The organism is Terribacillus saccharophilus, from assembly GCF_046592595.1.
GTDB lineage: Bacteria > Bacillota > Bacilli > Bacillales > Amphibacillaceae > Terribacillus > Terribacillus saccharophilus_C.
Genome location: NZ_JAWVPF010000005.1, coordinates 164520 through 184493, shown reverse-complemented (window position 1 = coordinate 184493; position 19974 = coordinate 164520). Strand labels below are relative to the sequence as shown.

Here is a 19974-nt window from a genome sequence, read left to right as displayed (position 1 = left end):
AGCTGTCTTAAGCAGACAGCTGCCTCTCTTTTATCTGTATTGCTTGAACCATTTGATCCACTTGGATTTGCTGGCCTGCAGCAGTGATTCGGTCGTTCTGTCATGCTTTTGTTTCTGGTACTCGATAAAGCTGGCAGAGCCAATCAGCAGGAGGCCTGCTCCAATAAGATATAACCACCATGGTGCACTGCCCCAGAGGGTGCGCGTGTTGAAGAATAAGTTAAATACAACAGTGATCGTACCCGTCAGGAAATACGCACGATATTTCCGTAAGAAACCAATGACAGCGGCCAGTAAAGAAAGACTGCCAAGGGATAGAGCGTCATAAATCGTCATCGTTGACAGTCCATCGAGCACCAAGATACCAAATCCAATTGTAAGTAAAACTAACTCGACATGCGGTGTCACATCCGGATCATAGAAAAACAGCCGCAGGATGATAAGAACTAATAATGCAATCGGCACGACATAGAGCTCTGTTGTCAAGTATGGGCTTATGTCTGCAACTTGCAGTACGAGTATATAAGGGTATAAGCAGGACATGATGGCTGCCAGCCGTACATATCTTTTTTCGGCCGCTGGTGCTGTATATATACTGATCGCGAATAACAATGCTGGGACTGTCAATCCGAACAGCGTATCAGCAATGCCTGAACCGTAAGCTGCGATACCTGCCAGACTGCCAACGACAGTATAAACAATAGCGGCAATCCGATATACATCCATCCTATTCAATGCAGAATTATTATCTGCTTCGGCAACAACAGATTGATAGTTGCTGAAGCTGGTTATAGCTAATCCTATCGCACCAGCAAGCAGTAAATAAGCGGTTCGAATTTCTTGGCCGATGCTTCCGTAAAGGAGCAAAATAGCCAGAAGTAACAGCAATGTACAAACGGAAACGATGCTTAACCGCAATTGATGCTGTTGATAGATTGCAATTATCCCGACAAGGATGGCAAGCAGGATGATTTGCCAGGAGAAAAGAACCGTAAGCTCTGCTAATGCGAACAGCAGAATCGTGTTATAGGCAGTTATCAAGCTGATCCGCAGTAAGGGACGCCAGTTAGGAAGCAGCACATATACCAAGGCAATGCAGCATGTTGTAAAAGCTGCGGCCAATGTAAATTGATGGTTCCAATTTGTGTACTGATCCAGATGGGTAATCGAGATAAGGAAGACGACTAAGATACTGGCATTTGCAAATATATACTTTTCGGGCAATCTCGCGGCAATTTGAGCAGACAACGCAAATTGGGCGAGCGGAATAAGAAGCCAAACAGGCGGAACAAGATCCAACAGCTGCGCAAGCAATACCCATAACATGCCGAAAATGATCAAAGCATGGCTGCACCAGAAGAAGTAGACCGAACCGATTGGAGCTTTCTTCTTGATGTAAAGGCTGGCTGCAAAGAAGAGCACACCGCATAACAGCATATAAGCGGTTAGTATATTTGGGTCTTCCATTCCGAATAAGTCTTGCAATGATGCATACGTGACGATGATGGAACCGAGTATCGCCACCCATAATGGATGCCTCCGAAAGACCTTAAGAGCCATTAATTGAATACCGACATTGATTAGGGAAACAATCGTAACGGTGACTGCTGGCTGATTCCACGAAAAGATGGCGAGCAGGACAGCATAGCTCTGCAAGATTTGACCGGTAAGGAAAAACGATAGAAACAATGGCTGGTAACGATACTTTCGACAAAGGAATGCGATTGCGATAGCAACCAATGCAATCAAAGTTGCATGTCCTGAGATACCAACTTGTTCATGGTAGAATTCATTTTCGGTATACAGACGGTAACCTCCGAGCAGTAATGCTGCAATCAAGCTGATCGGAGTAATAATCTTACTGATGAGCACAACTTCCGCACTTTCTTTTCCGTAACAGAAGAACCCTGCTGCAGCCACTAATAGCAGCAAATAGCTGTTTGCCTCATAATAGCTATAGCTATGATTCACCAGGAAAATAGGGATGACTGATCCCACAGCTGTCCAGTTGATCGTGCCTTGGAATGGTTTCAAGAATGGTATCTTTTTCGGCCAAATATAACTGTATGCTAGCCCAATGAAACATAATGTCGAAAGCGCACTTGTGCGGATCCAGATTGGAGCACCCACCATGTAAAGCAGCCAATAGACGACAAGCAGGAACAGTCCGACGCTTGGATAGCTGTAATGGATATTGCGTGATGCAGCGGTCCAAATCGTATACTGGACCAGTAAGAATAAAATCCCGATCAAGTACGCCCAATTGAATTCGAAATAATAAAGAAGACTTGTGAAAAAGATTAATAGAAAGCCATTTATTGCATGGATGAATGATTCATAGACTACTTGCAGCCAGCGAGGCAGATTCCATGTCAAAAGAACGAGAATGAAGCCTAAGCTGATGAATTGCCCTAGGAACATGTTGAAATATGAATCGATTTCCAAAAGCAGCAAAATGCTGCCAATCAAGGTGAAAGCGAGAAAGCCAAGATGATAGAGTCGGCTGAAGTTTTTGGCGGCAAGGATCAATGCGTTTATGCCAATCACCAGTAAAGTAAGATCATACGTAATGGCGCCGCTTATCAAAATAATAGTGATAATGGCTTCTGTTCCAAGCTTCATCTGCAGATAATATGGCCAGTAACGCTGCAGTGTCTGAAGTTTGAATGAATCCCGGAGTGTTCGCTCGAACAGAAGAAGCAGCAAATTGGCTAATTGTAAACAGAATAGAAATGCGCTATATGTAGTCGTTACATACAGCAGTGCTGAGATCAACGTTGATGATATGCCGACATAGGTAACCCAGATGAATGCTTTGGATCCTGTACGTGCTGCCACCGTATAGTACAACGCTGTACAGCTTAATGCCGCTATGGTCCCAATCAAGGCTGCCCCATCACCCCCGAAGGACAAATAGCTGCCAAACAGCTGATAATAAGATGCCGAGAATATGACAATCGGTACAAACAGGGCCGCGAGCATTAAGAAAGCAAAGGCTGTCTGCGGAATCCGGACTTTATAGCTTATATAGCTCAAGCCTGCGAATAGGAAAGGAATCAAGCTGATTAATAGCACTTTTCCGAAAGAAGAGAAATTTCCCCAGTTGGAAGTGCCGAGATATAACCCGCCAAAGAAAAGCATGATGATACCGAGGACAAGAATGATAGTGAGATTGCGTTCCCGGATTTGCTCGGGAGTCTTTTGTTTTTTTAAGGTCGGATTTGCATATACAGCTTGTTTTGGTACAGTTTGCGTTTGCACTGCAGCAGCCGTTTGCTGCATAGGCAATGCTTCTTTTTGCGTCTGTGCTTCTTTGCGTTTTGAAGCATCATCAAGCCGCTTTCTTCGATTACCGTTCAGAGCACTTATGAATACTGCTTCAGATATGTAGCCTTGCTCATATAAATCCTGAAGTCTTTTATCAAAGCTGTCTCCGGATTTATTTGGAGGCGTAGTATCCATCTTTTCACCTCGCATTATTTGGTTGTTATTTCCAAACCTTATTATATAGAAGTGTAACTTGTCTGAACAGGCGTGTCGTTTCTTTCATTACTGTTTTCTGTTATGATAAGCGGTAGAAAACGTGAACGATATTGTTCATTTAGAAGGAGAATGAAAATGAAGGATTTTCTACAATTACAGGATAAGCACATCGTCATCATGGGTGTAGCGAATGATCGCAGTATCGCATGGGGCGTTGCGCAATCTCTATACGCTGCTGGTGCAAAGCTGATCTTTACATATCGCCAGGAACGTTCTGCTAAAAAGCTGAACAAACTGTTGGAGAAGAATGAAATGGAAGCAGCTGTCATTCAATGTGACGTAAATGATGATGACAGCATCGCGTCTGCGTTTGCAGAAATCAAAGACAAGTTCACAACTGTCCATGGTCTTGTACATTCCGTAGCCCATGCACATCAAGAAGATTTGAGAGGTGATTTCATCGACACTTCCCGTGACGGTTATGCATTTGCACAGGATACAAGTGCGTATTCATTAGTAGCTGTAGCAAAAGCTGTCCGCCCGCTAATGTCAGAAGGCGGATCCATCGTGACTATGAGCTACCTTGGTGCTGACCGTGTGCTGCAGGGGTACAACGTCATGGGTGTTGCAAAAGCAGCGCTGGAAGCAAGCGTACGCTACTTGGCAAATGATCTTGGTCCGGATAACATCCGTATTAACGCTATTTCTGCAGGTCCTATCCGTACATTGGCTGCAAAAGGCGTGCCTTCTTTCAATGACATCCTTTCAAAAGTGGAACATACTGCACCGCTTCGCCGTAATGTTTCTGCTGAGGAAGTCGGCGATATGACAGTTGGTTTGCTTGGTGCCCTTTCCCGTGGTGTAACTGGTGAGATTGTATATGTGGATGCTGGCTTCAATATCATCGGTATTGGTTAATCTGATCCTTAAAACCCGTTCTAATTTTGATTAGGACGGGTTTTTCTATATTGAATGACGGGCGAACGAAAAGTGGAATTCATGCTACTGATTCATAATGATTTATAGGAAAAGCTAGATCTTATGATCTGGCTTTTTTATTTTTGGAAAAAAGTGCTTTTCAAATGGAAAACGCTGGTGTATACTTTGGTGTATCAAGTGTACTACTATAACTAATACAGTTAATACACAAGCCTGAATGAGGTGAATACATGTTTGAACTTGACTTGCGAAGCGGCAAGCCGATTTATGAACAAATCGTCGATAAGTTCAAGGAACTGATCATCAATCAAGTGCTGGAAACAGACGAGAAGCTTCCCTCGGTACGGGAGCTTGCCCAGCAGCTGACGATCAATCCGAATACAATTCAGAAAGCATACCGAGAGCTTGAGAATCAAGAATTGATTTATTCCGTGAAGGGACGGGGAAGTTTCGTGAACGCGATTAGTACACAGATCGATCCGCAAAAGGTGAAGCACATGCAGGAGGAATTGAGAAAACTGCTGACAGAGGCACTGTATATAGGCATGACAGCTGATGAAATTCGAAATGTAGTGGAGCAGCAGCTGCGTAATGGGGGAGGAAGCGATACATGATCAAAGCTGTAGAAATAAGTAAGAAATTTGACCGTAAGCAAGTATTGGATCAAGTTAGTTTCCAGGTAAGGAAAGGCACAATATATGGGCTGCTTGGCTCGAATGGAGCTGGGAAAACGACGATCATGCGTATTCTTGCCGGTATCCTGAAGCAAGACAAAGGGTGTGTCCTGGTTGACGGCAAGACGGTATTTGAAAATGTAGCGTTAAAGCAGCGCATCATCTTCATGCCGGATATCCTTTATTTTCTTCCGCAATATACGGTGAAGCAAATGGGACAATATTACGCTGATATGTATGCAAATTGGGACCAGCAGCGATATGACCAGCTGATCAGCCAATTCAAACTGGAGAACAAGAAAGTCTCTACCTTTTCAAAAGGGATGCAGCGCCAAGTGGCCTTCTGTCTGGCATTGGCAGCGAAGCCTGATTATTTGATAATGGACGAACCATTGGATGGATTGGATGCTGTTGTGCGGCAGCGCATCAAAGGTCTGCTCATCAACGACGTGGCGGAGAGAGAAATGACTGTTCTTATTTCTTCTCACAACCTGCGGGAAATGGAAAACCTCTGTGACGACGTCGGAATTGTGCATAAAGGAAAAATGATCCTTGAACGGAATCTGGATGATATGAAAACAGAGGTTCAAAAGGTTCAGTTCGCCTTGCGTAAAGGGCAGGATATGAGTTTCTTAGAAAAATTGAATATCCTTCACCAGGAAAAGCGAGGAAGTATTCATTTGCTGATCGTCAAAGCAGACCACCAGGAATTAGAAGAAATACTCGCAGCACAAAATCCAGTCGTACTGGATATGCTGCCGCTATCCCTGGAAGAAATCTTTATCTATGAAATGGGAGGTGCTGGCTATGCCATCGAAAACATCCTTGATTAAGAAACAAATCATCCGTTATGATGTCAGGCTGACGGGCTGGCTGAGTGTACTGTATTTCCTGGCTTTGTTTGTTATATTACCGCTGCAAATCATATTCGAGTATACAAACCTTGAAACAAGGAGGTATATGGAGAAAGGAAGTCTATTTCTTTATCTGCCTGAATTTCAATGGATTCTGTCTATTACTGTGCCAGTATTTTTTGGAATACTGTTATTCCGTTATTTGCATAAAAAGCAGACGTCTGATTTCGTTCATAGTATGCCAATCAAAAGATCTGCATTAATGCATCACCATGCAGCTACTGGATTGATTTTGCTGACATTACCTATATTCATGAATGGAATTATCTTATATGCTATGCAAGCATTTACGGGCATGGGTAGTTATTATAATGGAATGAATGTCTTGTATTGGTTATGTGTATTGCTATTTCTGAATGTGCTCATTTACACTGCGGCAAACTTTATTGGTATGGTTACAGGCTTATTATCTATGCATGTTGTCTTGACCTATATTTTTGTTTTGTTTCCGGCTGGAATCATGGTATTGATATTTTATAATTTGAGAACTTTATTAACTGGTTTCCCTCTAGATTACTATTTGGATGCCGCAGTGGTAAAATTCTCACCTATCAGTTATTTTATGGGGATCATTCTTTCTGAGCATAGAATCTCTTGGTTAATGATTAGTATTTTTGCTGCTGCCGGTATTCTCCTATATCTAGGTGCTTATTGGCTTTACGTGCATCGCAGATTGGAGTATACCTCTCAGGCTATTGTTTACCCATTTATGCAACCTGTCTTTCGATTTGGTTTGACCTTCTGTTTCATGATGACAGGAGGTTTATATTTCCACCAAATGACTGGATCCATGAGCTGGACTGTGATTGGCTACCTAGCGGGCTCTTTGCTTGGATTCATCGTAGCCGAAGCTATTTTGAAAAAAACATGGAGGATTTATAGCAACTATAAATCGTATTTGTTTCTTGCTGGCTTTCTAGTCGCCGTATTTCTAGTTGTCTTTTTAATTAAAGAAAGCTATGAAAATAATATTCCAGAGGTCAGTGAAGTAGAGAGAGTCTATTTTGGTGATGAGTTTATTTATAGCAGAGACGAAAATTATATCCAACCAGGAATAGAACCGCTTTATTTTACAGAAGAAGATGATATTGAAATGGTACAGCGATTACAGAAAGAAGTTATCCAAACTTCTAACAGTCAATTCGCTGAGTCTTATGATGATACTCGCTATACATTCATTGTGTATGAATTGAAAAATGGCGGAAAAATAGCTAGATCCTATGCGTATTCTTTGGAAGCAAACTCGGAACTGAAAGATTTACAGTACGAGATTGAAAGTACCAGCCAATACAAGCATGCGAATAATCAAGTGTTCAATGTTGATAGAGAGGCTATCTACGCACTAAATTTGCAATCGAATTTAATTCCTTCCGATGGTCCAACCATCTCTGATCAAAGCACAATTGATGCACTTTTAGAAGCTCTTAAGAAGGACATTGACAGTGAGCATACACAAATAAATCCAGACAAGATGCAAACATATACACTTGATTTCCTAACAAAAGACCCAGATATATATTATTATGCGTCATTTGATGACAGTTATAAAAATACGGTTAAGGTTTTGAAAGATGCAGGACTATATGAGGATATCCGTATTGTGCCGGAAGATATCGATTTTCTGCAATTGGACGATTATGACTATGAAAATACATTGAAAGTAGAGGACGAAAAAGACATTAAGTATATATTTGACCATCTTATCGAGTATAGCGGAAAACAAGACTCATACTACGTGGGAATCAAACTTAATGGTGAATCAGATATTTCTGCTGAATACTCAATCGAATACAATGATCTCCCCGAATCAATCAAAAACCAACTGGAGGAATAAAGCGTGGCTAGCGAGTGTGTATATGTGACGGAGTCGGTGTTTCAGCATATCTATTCGCTCTACCATCAGCGGGTATATCGCGCAGCACAGAAGGTGCTGCGCGATCCACAGCTGGCGGAGGATGCGGCGCAGGAGACGTTTATCAAGGCCTATCGGAATCTGGATAAGCTGGAGGATTTGGCGAAGGCTGGTGCATGGCTGGCAACGATTGCTTCTCGCACGGCCATTGACATGCTTCGAAAAGAAGGTAAACGCAAGTTCATTAGTATCGAGCTGGCTAGCTGGGAAATGGAGCAGCATTATCTCGAGCACATCGTGATCGAGGAGATTGAGCTGCGGGAGACGAAACGGGAGCTGGAACAGGATATTCAAAAGCTGAAGCCAAAACTCCAGGAAGTGCTGACGCTGCGTTATATAAAAGAGATGAAAGAAGCTGAAATTGCGGATTCGTTAGCTTTGCCAAAAGCAACGGTAAAGACGAGGTTATACCGTGCCAAGTCTGCGATCAAACAGGCAAAACAGCAGCGGGAACAAATAGAATATGCCTAAAAGGTACAAATCCATGTGAGATTTGTACCTTTTTTACGAACTTTATCTTTTTCGTAGGTGTAATCAAGTGTATAATTTGGGTGAAAGTAGTCATGTTGACTAAATAATGTTCGTATTTGAGGTGTTTTATGAAGAAAAAGCTGATTTTAGATGTGGATACAGGCATAGATGATGCAATCGCCATTCTATTAGCTGTACAGAGTGAAGAGTTGGAGCTTATCGGCATTACTACAGGATGTGGAAATGTATCATTGGATGCTGCTACTATGAACACCTGCAAAGTACTGGACTTGATTGAGGCACCACCAATTCCTGTAGTACAAGGCAGCAGTTCTCCTTTGAAGCGCAAGCCGCATTTTGAGCACAAAGTACACGGAACAGATGGTATTGGAGGTGCATTACAGGATGTTGTGTCAAACAGGGAGATAGCAGAAGGTAATGCAGCTGTATTCATGATTGAAAAAATCATGGAGAATCCTGGTGAGGTAACACTTGTGTGCACAGGGCCACTCACTAACTTAGCTTTGGCAATCAAGCAAAACCCTGCCATTGTCGACCATGTGAAGGAAGTAATCTACATGGGTGGGGCTATCAATGGCATTGGTAATGTCACGCCAGTAGCAGAATTCAATATGTTTGCTGATCCAGAAGCAGCCAGCATTGTACTGGAAGCCGGTATACCGAAACTGACTCAAGTGGGACTGGATGTCACGAAGAAAGCCTTGCTCAGGGAAGAGCATATTAAAGCTATCCAAAATCCGACGGTACACGATTTTGTATCAACCAGTACAGCAACTTACAGGAAAGCTTTCTACGAGCAGAATGGTATATGGGCTTGTGCCATGCATGACCCGCTTGCAGTAGGCGTACTGATAGATCCAACCTTGGTTAAAAGGAGGGCATGCGTGGTCTCTGTTGAAACAACAAGCACTTACTGTGATGGGCTGACTGTTTGGGATCGCCAAGGTAAATGGGGTAAATCGGAGAATGTTCATGTCTGTATGGAAGTTGATGCAGATCGTTTTCTCAATTTACTGGTTGACATACTGAACCGCGCCTGAAATGTTACATGGGGGTATCCTTTTACGTGCGGATATATACATATGCAGGGAGTCTGCTTCGGCAGACTCTTTTTATATGCTCAAGATAGAAGCGCTTCGGCGGTTCCGTTATAATAAAAGCAAATGAAGAAGATGAGGGTGAATCGCATGCCAGGTATGAACGAGGCACTATATAACTACATCATGGATAACGCTCCTCATATAACAGATCGATGGGCCGGTTTATTATACGACTACAAAAACTCGATCTATGCAGATGATGCTGGGAAAGAGATGCGTGCGAAATTAAGAAAACAGCACCGGATGACAATCGTCACAGTTGCCAGTGCAATTTTAGAGGATGAAGAGCAATATAGCCAAAATCTCAAAACATGGGTGGAAAAAGTTGCGAATAGCCGCGTTAAGACTAATACACCTATTCATGAAGTGCTGCAGGCGGTCGGGAAATCAGGAACGGTTATTTGGGATTTCATTGAATCATTCACGGAAGAGCATAAACAGGATATCACACCTGCTATGGTCATTCGATGGTCGAAGAATCTCCACCGTGCATTAGATGAGGTTATCAATAATTTTACAAAATCTTATTATGAGCTGATAGACAGGAAAATCAAAAGCCAGCGCGAAGTAATCCATAAGACTAGTTCACCTGTTATTCCACTTATGAAAGGCATCGGTGTATTTCCGTTGGTTGGAGAAATAAGCGTGCAGCGTGCGGAGCTGATCGTCGAACATATGCCGCAAGCCTGTAAGGAAAAAGGAGTCGAAACGCTTTTCATTGATATGTCCGGAGCGAGTTTTACAGAAGCACTTGTACGGGAAAAGCTCAGACAAATGGTGCAGATCCTGCAAATGCTCGGAATTAACTGTGCAGTTTCCGGTGTACGTCCTGATTTGGCGCAGACTCTAGGAGGAGATAGACAAGTGGAGGATATTTCTTTCTATAATTCCTTGCAGCAGGCATTGGCGCATTATGGATTGACCCGCAGTTAATATAGACGAGGAGGATTCTGATGAGAGTTGAGCAGTTGACGGTAAAAGCGAATGGAATGAACCTGCATATGGCTGCAGCTGGACCGAATGATGGGAAATTGGTGATACTTCTGCATGGGTTCCCTGAGTTCTGGTATGGGTGGAAGGAACAGATCGTCCCGCTTGCAGAGCTAGGTTTCCGGGTGCTAGCTTTGGATCAGCGAGGCTATAATTTAAGCGATAAACCAGAAGGTACTGCAAATTATGTACTGGACGAGCTCCGTGATGATGTGGTAGCAGTGATCCGCCTTTTCCAGAGAGAAAAAGCGATTATCATTGGCCACGACTGGGGCGGGGCTGTCGGCTGGCATTTGGCGGTCACAAGGCCAGAATATGTAGAGAAATTCATTGCCATCAATATGCCGCATCCTGCAGCAATGCCGAAAATACTCGCAACCAATCCGCTGCAGTGGTTCAAGAGCTCTTATATGGCCTTTTTCCAGATGCAGGACGTACCAGAAAAATCATTGGCAGCCAATGACTATCACGGTCTCGCAATGGCGCTGACAAAGTTCAGCCAAGAAGGAACGTTTTCTCAGATGGATGTGGATAATTACAAAGAAGCATGGTTCAAGCCAGGTGCGCTGACAGGCATGCTGAACTGGTACCGAGCTTTGACAGAAAAGGACAACATCAGCTTGTACGGCAAGAAGGATTCCGTCATGGTGCATGTTCCTACGAAGATTATCTGGGGTATCAAGGATCAATTCCTTCTAAAGAAACTGGCGCAGGAATCAGTCAAGTACTGCCAAGATTACGAGCTGGTATATATCGATGATGCGACGCACTGGGTACACCATGAGCAGCCGGAAATCGTCAATATGCTGATAAAAGAATTCCTGGAAGAAAATACTCGAGTAGCCGAAGGAGCAGGTGTATGACATTCGATTTGCACACGCATCATTACAGATGTGGACATGCTGAAGGACAAATAGAGGATTATATCAAGGCGGCGATTGAAAAAGGGTTGCATTATATCGGGATAGCAGATCATTCTCCTTATTTCTACAGCGAGGAAGATCAGCTGTATCCGGGTATTGCTATGCCAATCAGCGGATTTGAAGCGTATGTTCAGGAAGTGCTTCATCTGAAAGAGAAATATAAGGACCAGATTCACGTCCTCTTAGGTGTGGAGAGTGATTTCTTCCCGCAGCATGCTGATTTATATGCAAGCTATTACAATAAGTACCCCTTCGATTATATTATTGGTTCTGTTCATTACGTGGATAAAGTGAACATCTTCAAACAAGGCAGATGGGATGGTTTATCAGAAGCAGATCACATCCGGGTGAAAGAAACCTATTATGATATGATCCAGCAATCGGCTAAAAGCGGCATCTTCCAAGTGCTCGGCCACATCGATGCAATGAAGGGTTTTTATCCTGCGTTTTCTGATATACCTGCTGATCATGCAATCGAACAGACGTTGAAAGTGATCGGGGAAGCTGGAGTCAGTATCGAAGTGAACACTTCCGGCGGTACGAAAGCGGTGGGTGGATGGTATCCATCTGATCTGATTTTGGAACGGGCACTGCATTATGGTGTGGACATTTCCTTCGGCTCTGATGCCCATATACCATCCCGGATCGGCGAGGATTTTGACAAAGTAAAAGAGCGGTTGAAGGAAATAGGATTCAAGGAAATGGTCTATTTCGTGCAGAAACAAAAAAGGGCGCTGCCATTGTAATTACAGTTTTATTGTTTACTTTCGTTGGGACGGGGTATTTATACACCAATACGGTAAACAAAAAAGCTAAGGAGTGTTCATAATGGTACAAGCACAAACAGTAGACAAGCAAGAAGTGAAAGAACAGGCAAAAGCAGGTTCCAAACTATTGACTGGCGCAGTCGCTGGAGCAGTTACCGGCGCGGCAATCGTTTTACTTAACAAGCAGACACGTCAAAAGGTATTCCAAAATGTCGGCGTAGCAAAAGATACAGTTGTCAGCTTTGTAAAAGAAGCGAAACAGGATCCGCAAGGCACGAAGGAACAGGTAATGTCCAAAGTGCAGGACGCAACGGAGCTTGCGAAAGATGCAGCTAACGATGTTAAGAATGTATATGATAAAGCACAAAACGAGATCATGTCTTCCGTGAACGATGTCCAAGAAGATTCTAAATCTGCCCTTGGCACTGTGAAAGAAGTGAAAGAGGATCTGAAAAATGCAGGCAGCAAAGCGAAGGAAGCTTCTAATAAGCTAATGGAAACAAAACCGGACAGCGCACCAAGCAATCCGATGACAAAACCGAAAAATGAAGGCAGCAGCAGTTCTGATGATCAGAAGAGCACGCCTGTCAACAAGACAACTACAACACCTACTACTAAAACAACACCAGCTACTCCTAACAACAAACAATCTATCTAAAAGAAAAAAGCCTCCCTTACGGAGGCTTTTTTTAGTACGTAATTTCCTTGATATATTGTCCAATATCATTACTTTGGCTATCCAGGTTTTGAATATCCTCCATGAACTCCACCATCACACGTGATTGCTCTTCTGACGCAGTGGAAACCTCACCGATGCTGAGTGTCAGATTCTCCATATTCGACCGGATTTCCTGAAGGGAATCGCCAATAGCTCCGACAGCTTCTTTCGTTCCGACAGAAAGCTTGCGAATCTCATCTGCCACGACTCCAAACCCTCTGCCTGCATCACCGGATCGTGCTGCTTCAATTGCAGCATTTAATCCGAGCAAGTTCGTTTGGGTGGAAATATCCTCAATCAGCTGAACCACCGTACTGATTTCCTGGGAATTCTCACTCGCGTGAGCTGCCTGACCGTTAATATCCGTGCTTGTTGCAGACAGTTCCTCTGCTTGGGCAGCTACATGCTGTACTTTGGCTTGCAAACTGCTTACAATTGCACGCAGTTCATCCAGCTGTTCATCCAGTAGTTCTTCATCTTTTAGTGTCTTGGTAATCTGGAAGACTCCAACAATCTCTCCGTTTTCATCACGAATTGGAGTCGCTGAATTCTGTAAGCCGATTCCGTAAGCTTCTTTTGGAACATGTGCATGTACATGTTCCCCGCTAAGAGCCTGGCGAAGAAGATCAGCTCCTTCTCCAAAAGCATAATCTCCTGGTTTAATACCAATATCCAAGTCCTTGGAAGGAGAAAAGTAAACGTAATTCTCTGTATCTGTAACAATAACAACATTGTTTTCTCCAATATTTTTCTTGATTTCTGGGGCTAGGTGGACCATTGCTTGAACTGTAGGGTGCATGTTGAGACTCCTTATCCTTGGTTTGTAACTTTCTTCATTGTCTCGATAATCTGTTTGCTTTTTTCATCTAAGGCTTGGATATCATCCATGAATTCGACCATGATGACAGACTGTTCTTCAGAGGAGGCAGAAACTTCACTGATGCTTTGTGACAGATTTTCCCCGCTAGTAGTGATTTCTATTAAGGATTTGCTGATTGTCTGCACAGCTTGCTTTGTGTTATCGGATAGCTTGCGGATCTCGTCAGCAACAACACCAAAGCCTTTGCCGGCGTCACCGGAACGAGCCGCTTCAATTGCTGCATTCAAACCAAGCAAATTTGTCTGTGTGGAAATCTGTTCGATCAGCTGTACAACTTCACCAATCTTGCTTGAACTTTGGCTTGCATTGGCTGCTTGTTCTTTGATATCACTGCTTGTTGCAGACAGTTCTTCAGCTTGAGCCGCAACATGCTGCACTTTACCTTGCAACGCATCTATCACTTGGTTCAATTTGCTAAGTTCTTGGTCTAGCTTCTCTTGATGCTCCAATGTACGTGAGAGTGATAACAGGCCGACAATTTCATTCGTTTCCATATCTCGGATAGGGGTAATGGAAGTTACAACGGGTGCTCCAAGTGCTTCGTAATCTTCTGTAATAGCGAAGACAATATGCTCCCCTTTAATTGCGCGCATATAGACCTCATGTTCATCCAATCTGGTCCTGCCGACTTCAATGCCTAGTGATAAGAGTGTAGAAGGGGCAAAGTAAATAAACTTTTCCGTGTCCAGCACACCCATCGCAGCTGTCGGTCCTAGAGTATCTTTTATAATTGGGGCAATATTGACTACTGCCTGTAACGTAGAATTCATAAACGAGCTCCTCTGCACATGGTTTTCCTTTATATCGGTAAGAAGTACCAGAAAGTGAAGCGCTTCACTATAAAAAGTCCTATTTTGTCATATTTTGTAGAAAAGTTTCCAGTGAATGGATTGGGGGAAAAGCAGAGAAGAACATAAATCCGAGAGGGGAAATCTACATGTATGATGATTTGAGAGGAAAGACGGCTATCGTGACAGGTTCTTCCAAGGGAATAGGGAGAGCAGTTGCAGAACGATTTGGGCAAGAGGGCATGAATGTGGTTGTCAATTATCATGGAGATGAGGATGGAGCAAATCAAGCTGCTGAAAATATCCGGGAAGCTGGCGGGAAAGCAATCGTCATTCAAGCAGATGTTTCTAAAAAAGAAGAGGTTCAAAAACTGCTTGATGCAGCCTTGGACGAATACGGCGGATTGGATGTTATGGTGAATAATTCCGGCTTTAGCAAACCACAGCCGTATCATGAAATGGATGAAGACACGTGGAGAAGTGTCATTGATGTAAACCTGACCGGAACTTTCTTAGGCGGCCAGGTAGCTTTGCGTCATATGCTGGAAAACAATATAAAAGGCAGTATTATCAATATGTCTAGTGTGCACCAGCAAATCCCGAAGCCTTCGGACAGTCATTATGCTGCGTCTAAAGGCGGTATCAAGCTGTTGACTGAAACGATGGCACTTGAGTATGCTGCTAAAGGTATCCGAGTAAATGCCATCGCACCAGGAACAATCGCTACGGAGCGGAACGAAGATACCAAGCCGGAAAACGAAGAAAAGCAGATGAAAAAAATACCGATGCAATCCTTTGGAAAACCAGAAGAGATTGCAGCAGCAGCTGCGTGGCTTGCATCTAAGGAAGCGAGCTATGTCACAGGCACTACATTATTCGTTGATGGCGGTATGACGCTGTACCCGTCTCAATTAGAGCTGTAAAAAGTGACAAAATCGTCACTTCCTGGCAAATGATGTTACCGGAACAACAGGAGCTTATGCTGCTTTCCTTCTATTATAAAGTGTATAGAAACAGAAGGAGAATCCAAATGGAGCATATTATCTTTCTTGGTGCGATGATGATGTTAGGAATTACCTTTGTGCTTACTATAGCAGCTATCTTGTCCAATGGATGGAAGGTATTGTTCGACCTGACGAGTAACTACATGCGAGTTGCTGTTTTTTGTTTTGCTATCTATATCATCAGTTTTAGCACCTATCTTGTCATAGCTAACTGAAAAAGCGTCCATGAGGGCGCTTTTTTTATTAAAAATAGGACGCGTAATATAACCCTGTTAGGATCGCGCTTATCAGAACAAATAGGAGAACGCCCATTATGACGGGAGATATTTGGAAACGAAAAAGTTGTATATCTCCTGTTTTATATACGAGAAAAGCTTTATTGTGAGCATGGGACTGATTGCTGGAATTTCTGACAGCTAAGGAGAGTATCCATATGACAGCAAAAACAAATATACCCGCCAAGAAAAGTATTTCTACCAGATTAATTGAAAAAGTGATTGCAATCAGCCAAATAAGCAGGAACTCTACTATAATTGTAAGACTTACGGCAATTGATTTTTTCATTTCATCCTTCCATATAAAATGTTCTGCATGCAGGGTCTAAAATAGTGGACTGATTTTTGTGTTCCGAAGCAGGATGGGGAAAGGAGTAAGGGCTATAGTGTAAGTGGTATTTAAATCGCAAAACGATTTCATTCTGATTTACCTAACTTTGTTAATGATGACCTATTTTTCAATGCATGCCTTTTATAAAGAAAAAAAAGCGCCATCAGGCACTTTTTCCTTTAATCGATATGCATCTCCAGATGAGGGTAATCCTTGAATCCTGGCCAGTCTCCGCCCCATTCGAAGCCGAGATCCTTGGCGATTTCGACTACTTCCATCCAGTCGGATTCGCCGTTTTTATTCCCGTCATACTCCATGTCCCAGATCACATTGCCTGGTTCCGGTTCCAAAGCGAAGTCAATAGCAAGTCCGTAATTATGCATGGACTCCCCGCCTTGGACTTGGGTGACAATCTGTCCCTCCGTTGTCCTGCCTTGGGCGTACAGCTTGTCTTGTTCTTCCTTGGATCGATAGTCATCCGTAATGATGATGGAGATGCCGACGTCAGAAGTTTTTTCTATCAATTCATTCATATTCTTTTCTACTGTTGGATGGAGTCCGGTAATGTCATCTGCATTCATGGAATCAGCGGGAGTGGATGGATTAGGCGGAAGCTGCTCTATATGCAAAAAGCCGAATAGGATCAACGCTGCAACTGTCATTAGCAAAGTAGTTACTATAATCCTTTTCCAGTGCAAATTCGCTATTCTCCTTTATAAATCTCATATATTATATTCTAGCATAGCGGAATGGGTGCTAGATTGCACGTTTTGAAGCGAAGTTTTGAAAGGAAGATCAGGAGATTTAAGGAAGGGGGGAGGAAGCGGACATGATCAGCTTGTCTGGACTTGTCTCATCATGCGCTTCTCGATGCTTGCGTCCAATTTCCGGATGCGTTTCAATGCTTCTTGCTGAGAGATGGTCTTGTAATGATGTGCACCGCCTGTTTCTTCATCTGCTGTATCTGCTTCCGCTACTACTTGCTGTAGTGGGTCAAGTTTTAGATTGTGCTCGGGAAGGTAAGAGTCTGTGTGCAAAAGGATAGCCAAGGATATCGCTTTGGCAGCCTGCGGATCTTCACCTAAACGGATCAAAAGCTTGTGTGCTCGAGCAGCGCCTTTGATAGCGTGAATATCATTTTGTTTATACAAATCATAATCCCATTTACCATCACTATACCATTCGTAATGACCGATATCATGAAGCAATGCAGCTTTGACTGCCGTGTCTGGATCAACCTTCTTTTTCTCACTGATGACGAGTGCGTGCTCTGCCACTGCAATGGCATGTGCCTGCCCGGAACGACCGAGGTATTTCTGTGCGATGGGATGTGTATAAATTTGCTCCAAAGTCACTTTTCTCATATTTATTTCTCCTTTCTCTGTAAAAGTATATTGTTCAAGATATTAACACGTTAAACGAAAGACTGCAAGTGAAAAAAACTCAGATTTCATGTATATGGAATAACCGTTTCTACTCAAACTAAAACATACTGTCTTCCCATTCCTTGAGCATAAGGGGGCGGCGTTGCATTCAATGTATGCTATGCTAAAAATATTGTTACCATAAACTGCTACATATAAAAATCACAAAGAAGGAAGAGACAGCATGAAGGAATATGTAAGCCTGTTACGTCAGGGAAGTAAATCAGCCGCATTGGCTGCGGTGGTCAATCTGGTCATTGCACTTGTCAAAGGAGGAGCTTTCTTATTGACGGGAAATGTGGCAATGTTTGCAGAAACGATGCATAGTTTTGGGGATGCCGCTAACCAGCTTTTCGTCTATGTCGGTTCAGCACTCAGTAAAAAAGCACCTACGGAGCGGTTCCCAGGAGGTTTCGGCCGGGCTGTCAACCTTGTGCTGCTTGGAGCAGTCTTAATCGTTGGTATCCTTGCTTACGAAACTATACGTGAGGGAATTACGCATCTTGCTCATCCATCAGAATCTGAGGGACTATGGATCAGTATTACTGTTCTTGCACTCGGCTGTATCCTTGAAGGATATGTGCTGTTGAAAGCAATGCGCGAGATTGCCCACGAAAGCGAGTCAGGAGCGAAAGGACTTGCGGTTATTCCAATGAGCTTTGTCCATGTGAAACGAGCAAAACCAGCTACAAAATTGGTATTCATGGAAGATTTGGTTGCTACTAGCGGCGGATTGGTTGCCATCATTGCCATATTGATTGCTGCTTACACACCGTTTTACCAAGCGGAAGGAATCGCTTCCATCATCATTGGTGCGATGATGTTTCTTGTCGTAGGGCGTGTTTTCCTTGATAATGCAGCTGGTGTCATCGGGGAAGCTGATGAAGAGATGGCTGATAAGATCGGGAACATCTTATTTGCGGATAAAGATGTACGAGATATCCAGGAAATGACAGTAGTGAAGGAAGGCGAGTCTTTCCATGTCGAAGCTAAACTGGAAATTGACCCAACAATCACGGTAGCTGCTGCTGATGATATCAAGGATCGCCTGGAAGCCCAGATAATGGAGCATAGAGGCGTAACGGATGTCATTATTGAATTTGATGAAGATGATAAAACACAAGCTTGGAAGAGCAAAGAATAAGGAAGCCGTATATGCGGCTTCCTTATTTTTATTAAGATGACATATAATCTCCGCCGTTGACGTGGATGAACTGTCCAGTAATGTAGGCCGATTCATCAGAAGCGAGCAGAACATAGCTGCCGATGAGATCGACAGGCTGGCCGGGCCTTCCGAGCGGAGTCTGTGTACCGAAGTTTTTTATTCCTTCTTGCGGCAAGGTTGCCGGAATGAGCGGCGTCCAAATTGGTCCAGGTGCAACGCCATTCACACGTATCCCTTTACCGGCCAAGCCTTTAGCCAATGATCGAGTGAAGGCAACGATTGCTCCTTTTGTGGACGTATAATCGATCAGTGTAGGGTTGCCGATATATGGTGTGACGGAAGATGTATTAATAATACAATTACCTTTTCCAAGATGCGGCAGGGCAGCACGAGTCAGGTAAAAGTAACTGAAGAAGTTGGTTCGGAAAGTCCGTTCAAGCTGCTCCGGCGTGATATCCGTCAAGTCATTTTGAACTTCCTGGCGTGCAGCATTGTTAACCAGTACATCAAGCTTATTGAAGTCCTGTATGACTTGTTTGATAAGATCTTCGCAAAAAGCAGCGTCACTTATATCTCCAGGATACAGCGCGCATTTGACACCTTCCTGTTCAATCCGCTTCTTCGCGTATTCTGCGTCTTCCTGTTCATCCAGATAGGAAATGGCTACGTCGGCACCTTCTTTTGCATAAGCGATAGCTACAGCACGCCCAATGCCGCTATCCCCACCTGTGATAAGGATGACCTTGCCCTGCAGTTTTCCGCTTCCCTTCCAATGTTCGAATTCTTCAATCGGTAGCGGATCCATTTCTTGCTGGATTCCTGGCTGGCGGTTTTGCTTTCTTCCAGGGTTGCCGTCTTTCATAAAATCATATAAATCCATTTTCTTAACCTCCTTATATTCCATAAAGATAGTTATTTGCAAAACAGCATGTTCTAAAACGCCAGGCCCGCGAATAAGTTCCTTTGGATGGGTTTTTTTCGGCAGGGATTTAGGCTAGAATAGACGAAAGAAGAATTGGAAAGGAGATGGTTGCGATGCGAGCTTATGAAAACTACATTGCAGAGCTTTTCACATTTGACGATCCATTCTTTCGTTCAACAGACCTTGATTTTGATATAGATGTCCAGCGTATGGAAAAGACAATGGAGGATATGGAAGCGTATCTGAACAGCAAGCCCGCGGAGAACTGATCCG

General features: G+C 43.4%; 20 protein-coding genes. 14 read left to right on the top strand and 6 right to left on the bottom strand.

All coding sequences use genetic code 11. The features are described 5' to 3' along the window. Positions 1–30 precede the first annotated feature (30 nt). On the bottom strand, positions 31–3462 hold the full coding sequence (locus tag SFC25_RS10205) for a hypothetical protein (protein ID WP_411215164.1): 3432 nt from the start codon (positions 3460–3462) through the stop codon (positions 31–33). A 156-nt stretch (positions 3463–3618) separates the two neighbouring features. On the opposite strand from SFC25_RS10205, the gene fabI reads away from it, so the two are divergent. The 10 genes from fabI to SFC25_RS10155 all read left to right on the top strand — a co-directional run bounded on the left by fabI (position 3619) and on the right by SFC25_RS10155 (position 12852). Further along, the gene (gene fabI / locus SFC25_RS10200) at positions 3619–4401 is read left to right on the top strand and encodes an enoyl-ACP reductase FabI (protein ID WP_411215163.1); all 783 of its coding nucleotides are present in this window, start codon (positions 3619–3621) and stop codon (positions 4399–4401) included. A gap of 251 nt (positions 4402–4652) precedes the next feature. After that, entirely contained in the window at positions 4653–5036 is a 384-nt protein-coding gene (locus SFC25_RS10195) for a GntR family transcriptional regulator (protein WP_411215162.1), read from the top strand. Continuing rightward, complete coding sequence (locus SFC25_RS10190; RefSeq protein ID WP_411215161.1) at positions 5033–5929, top strand: ABC transporter ATP-binding protein; 897 nt, start codon at positions 5033–5035, stop codon at positions 5927–5929. The genes SFC25_RS10195 and SFC25_RS10190 overlap by 4 nt, the downstream gene beginning before the upstream one ends. 127 nt (positions 5930–6056) lie before the next feature. Beyond that, positions 6057–7844 carry a hypothetical protein gene (locus tag SFC25_RS10185; RefSeq protein ID WP_411215160.1) on the top strand — a complete coding sequence of 596 codons (1788 nt, stop codon included), beginning with the start codon at positions 6057–6059 and terminating at the stop codon, positions 7842–7844. Positions 7845–7847: 3 nt separating this feature from the next. Then, positions 7848–8393 carry an RNA polymerase sigma factor gene (locus SFC25_RS10180; protein WP_411215159.1) on the top strand — a complete coding sequence of 182 codons (546 nt, stop codon included), beginning with the start codon at positions 7848–7850 and terminating at the stop codon, positions 8391–8393. 128 nt (positions 8394–8521) lie between these two features. Next, positions 8522–9454, top strand: coding sequence for a nucleoside hydrolase (locus SFC25_RS10175; protein WP_411215158.1), 933 nt, complete (start codon positions 8522–8524; stop codon positions 9452–9454). A gap of 147 nt (positions 9455–9601) precedes the next feature. After that, positions 9602–10447 carry an STAS domain-containing protein gene (locus tag SFC25_RS10170; RefSeq protein ID WP_411215157.1) on the top strand — a complete coding sequence of 282 codons (846 nt, stop codon included), beginning with the start codon at positions 9602–9604 and terminating at the stop codon, positions 10445–10447. A gap of 20 nt (positions 10448–10467) precedes the next feature. Then, positions 10468–11367, top strand: coding sequence for an alpha/beta fold hydrolase (locus SFC25_RS10165; RefSeq protein ID WP_411215156.1), 900 nt, complete (start codon positions 10468–10470; stop codon positions 11365–11367). Then, the gene (locus SFC25_RS10160; protein WP_411215155.1) at positions 11364–12173 is read left to right on the top strand and encodes a histidinol-phosphatase; all 810 of its coding nucleotides are present in this window, start codon (positions 11364–11366) and stop codon (positions 12171–12173) included. The genes SFC25_RS10165 and SFC25_RS10160 overlap by 4 nt, the downstream gene beginning before the upstream one ends. 82 nt (positions 12174–12255) lie before the next feature. Next, on the top strand, positions 12256–12852 hold the full coding sequence (locus SFC25_RS10155; RefSeq protein ID WP_411215154.1) for a hypothetical protein: 597 nt from the start codon (positions 12256–12258) through the stop codon (positions 12850–12852). 31 nt (positions 12853–12883) lie between these two features. Here SFC25_RS10155 and SFC25_RS10150 read toward each other — a convergent pair whose 3' ends face one another. Together SFC25_RS10150 and SFC25_RS10145 are read right to left on the bottom strand one after the other, a co-directional pair. Continuing rightward, positions 12884–13711, bottom strand: a complete 828-nt coding sequence (locus tag SFC25_RS10150) for a methyl-accepting chemotaxis protein (RefSeq protein WP_411215153.1) — start codon at positions 13709–13711, stop codon at positions 12884–12886. 11 nt (positions 13712–13722) lie between these two features. Next, a complete protein-coding gene (locus SFC25_RS10145; RefSeq protein WP_411215152.1) occupies positions 13723–14562 on the bottom strand; it encodes a methyl-accepting chemotaxis protein in 840 nt (279 codons plus the stop codon). A gap of 167 nt (positions 14563–14729) precedes the next feature. Here SFC25_RS10145 and SFC25_RS10140 point away from each other — a divergent pair, with 167 nt between their 5' ends. Then, positions 14730–15503, top strand: coding sequence for an SDR family oxidoreductase (locus SFC25_RS10140; protein WP_411215151.1), 774 nt, complete (start codon positions 14730–14732; stop codon positions 15501–15503). A 107-nt stretch (positions 15504–15610) separates the two neighbouring features. Then, positions 15611–15799, top strand: a complete 189-nt coding sequence (locus SFC25_RS10135) for a hypothetical protein (RefSeq protein ID WP_411215150.1) — start codon at positions 15611–15613, stop codon at positions 15797–15799. Between the two features lie 570 nt (positions 15800–16369). Here the strand turns inward: SFC25_RS10135 and SFC25_RS10130 are convergent. Together SFC25_RS10130 and SFC25_RS10125 are read right to left on the bottom strand one after the other, a co-directional pair. Further along, entirely contained in the window at positions 16370–16888 is a 519-nt protein-coding gene (locus SFC25_RS10130; RefSeq protein WP_411215149.1) for a M15 family metallopeptidase, read from the bottom strand. A 135-nt stretch (positions 16889–17023) separates the two neighbouring features. Beyond that, a complete protein-coding gene (locus tag SFC25_RS10125; RefSeq protein WP_411215148.1) occupies positions 17024–17554 on the bottom strand; it encodes an HD domain-containing protein in 531 nt (176 codons plus the stop codon). Positions 17555–17798: 244 nt separating this feature from the next. Between SFC25_RS10125 and SFC25_RS10120 the strand changes: the two genes are divergently transcribed. Then, positions 17799–18758: a cation diffusion facilitator family transporter gene (locus SFC25_RS10120; RefSeq protein ID WP_411215147.1), complete on the top strand. Its 960-nt coding sequence runs from the start codon at positions 17799–17801 to the stop codon at positions 18756–18758. A 31-nt stretch (positions 18759–18789) separates the two neighbouring features. Here SFC25_RS10120 and SFC25_RS10115 read toward each other — a convergent pair whose 3' ends face one another. Further along, on the bottom strand, positions 18790–19659 hold the full coding sequence (locus SFC25_RS10115; RefSeq protein WP_411215146.1) for an SDR family oxidoreductase: 870 nt from the start codon (positions 19657–19659) through the stop codon (positions 18790–18792). A 155-nt stretch (positions 19660–19814) separates the two neighbouring features. Here SFC25_RS10115 and SFC25_RS10110 point away from each other — a divergent pair, with 155 nt between their 5' ends. After that, on the top strand, positions 19815–19970 hold the full coding sequence (locus SFC25_RS10110; protein ID WP_176465788.1) for a hypothetical protein: 156 nt from the start codon (positions 19815–19817) through the stop codon (positions 19968–19970). Positions 19971–19974: the final 4 nt, after the last annotated feature.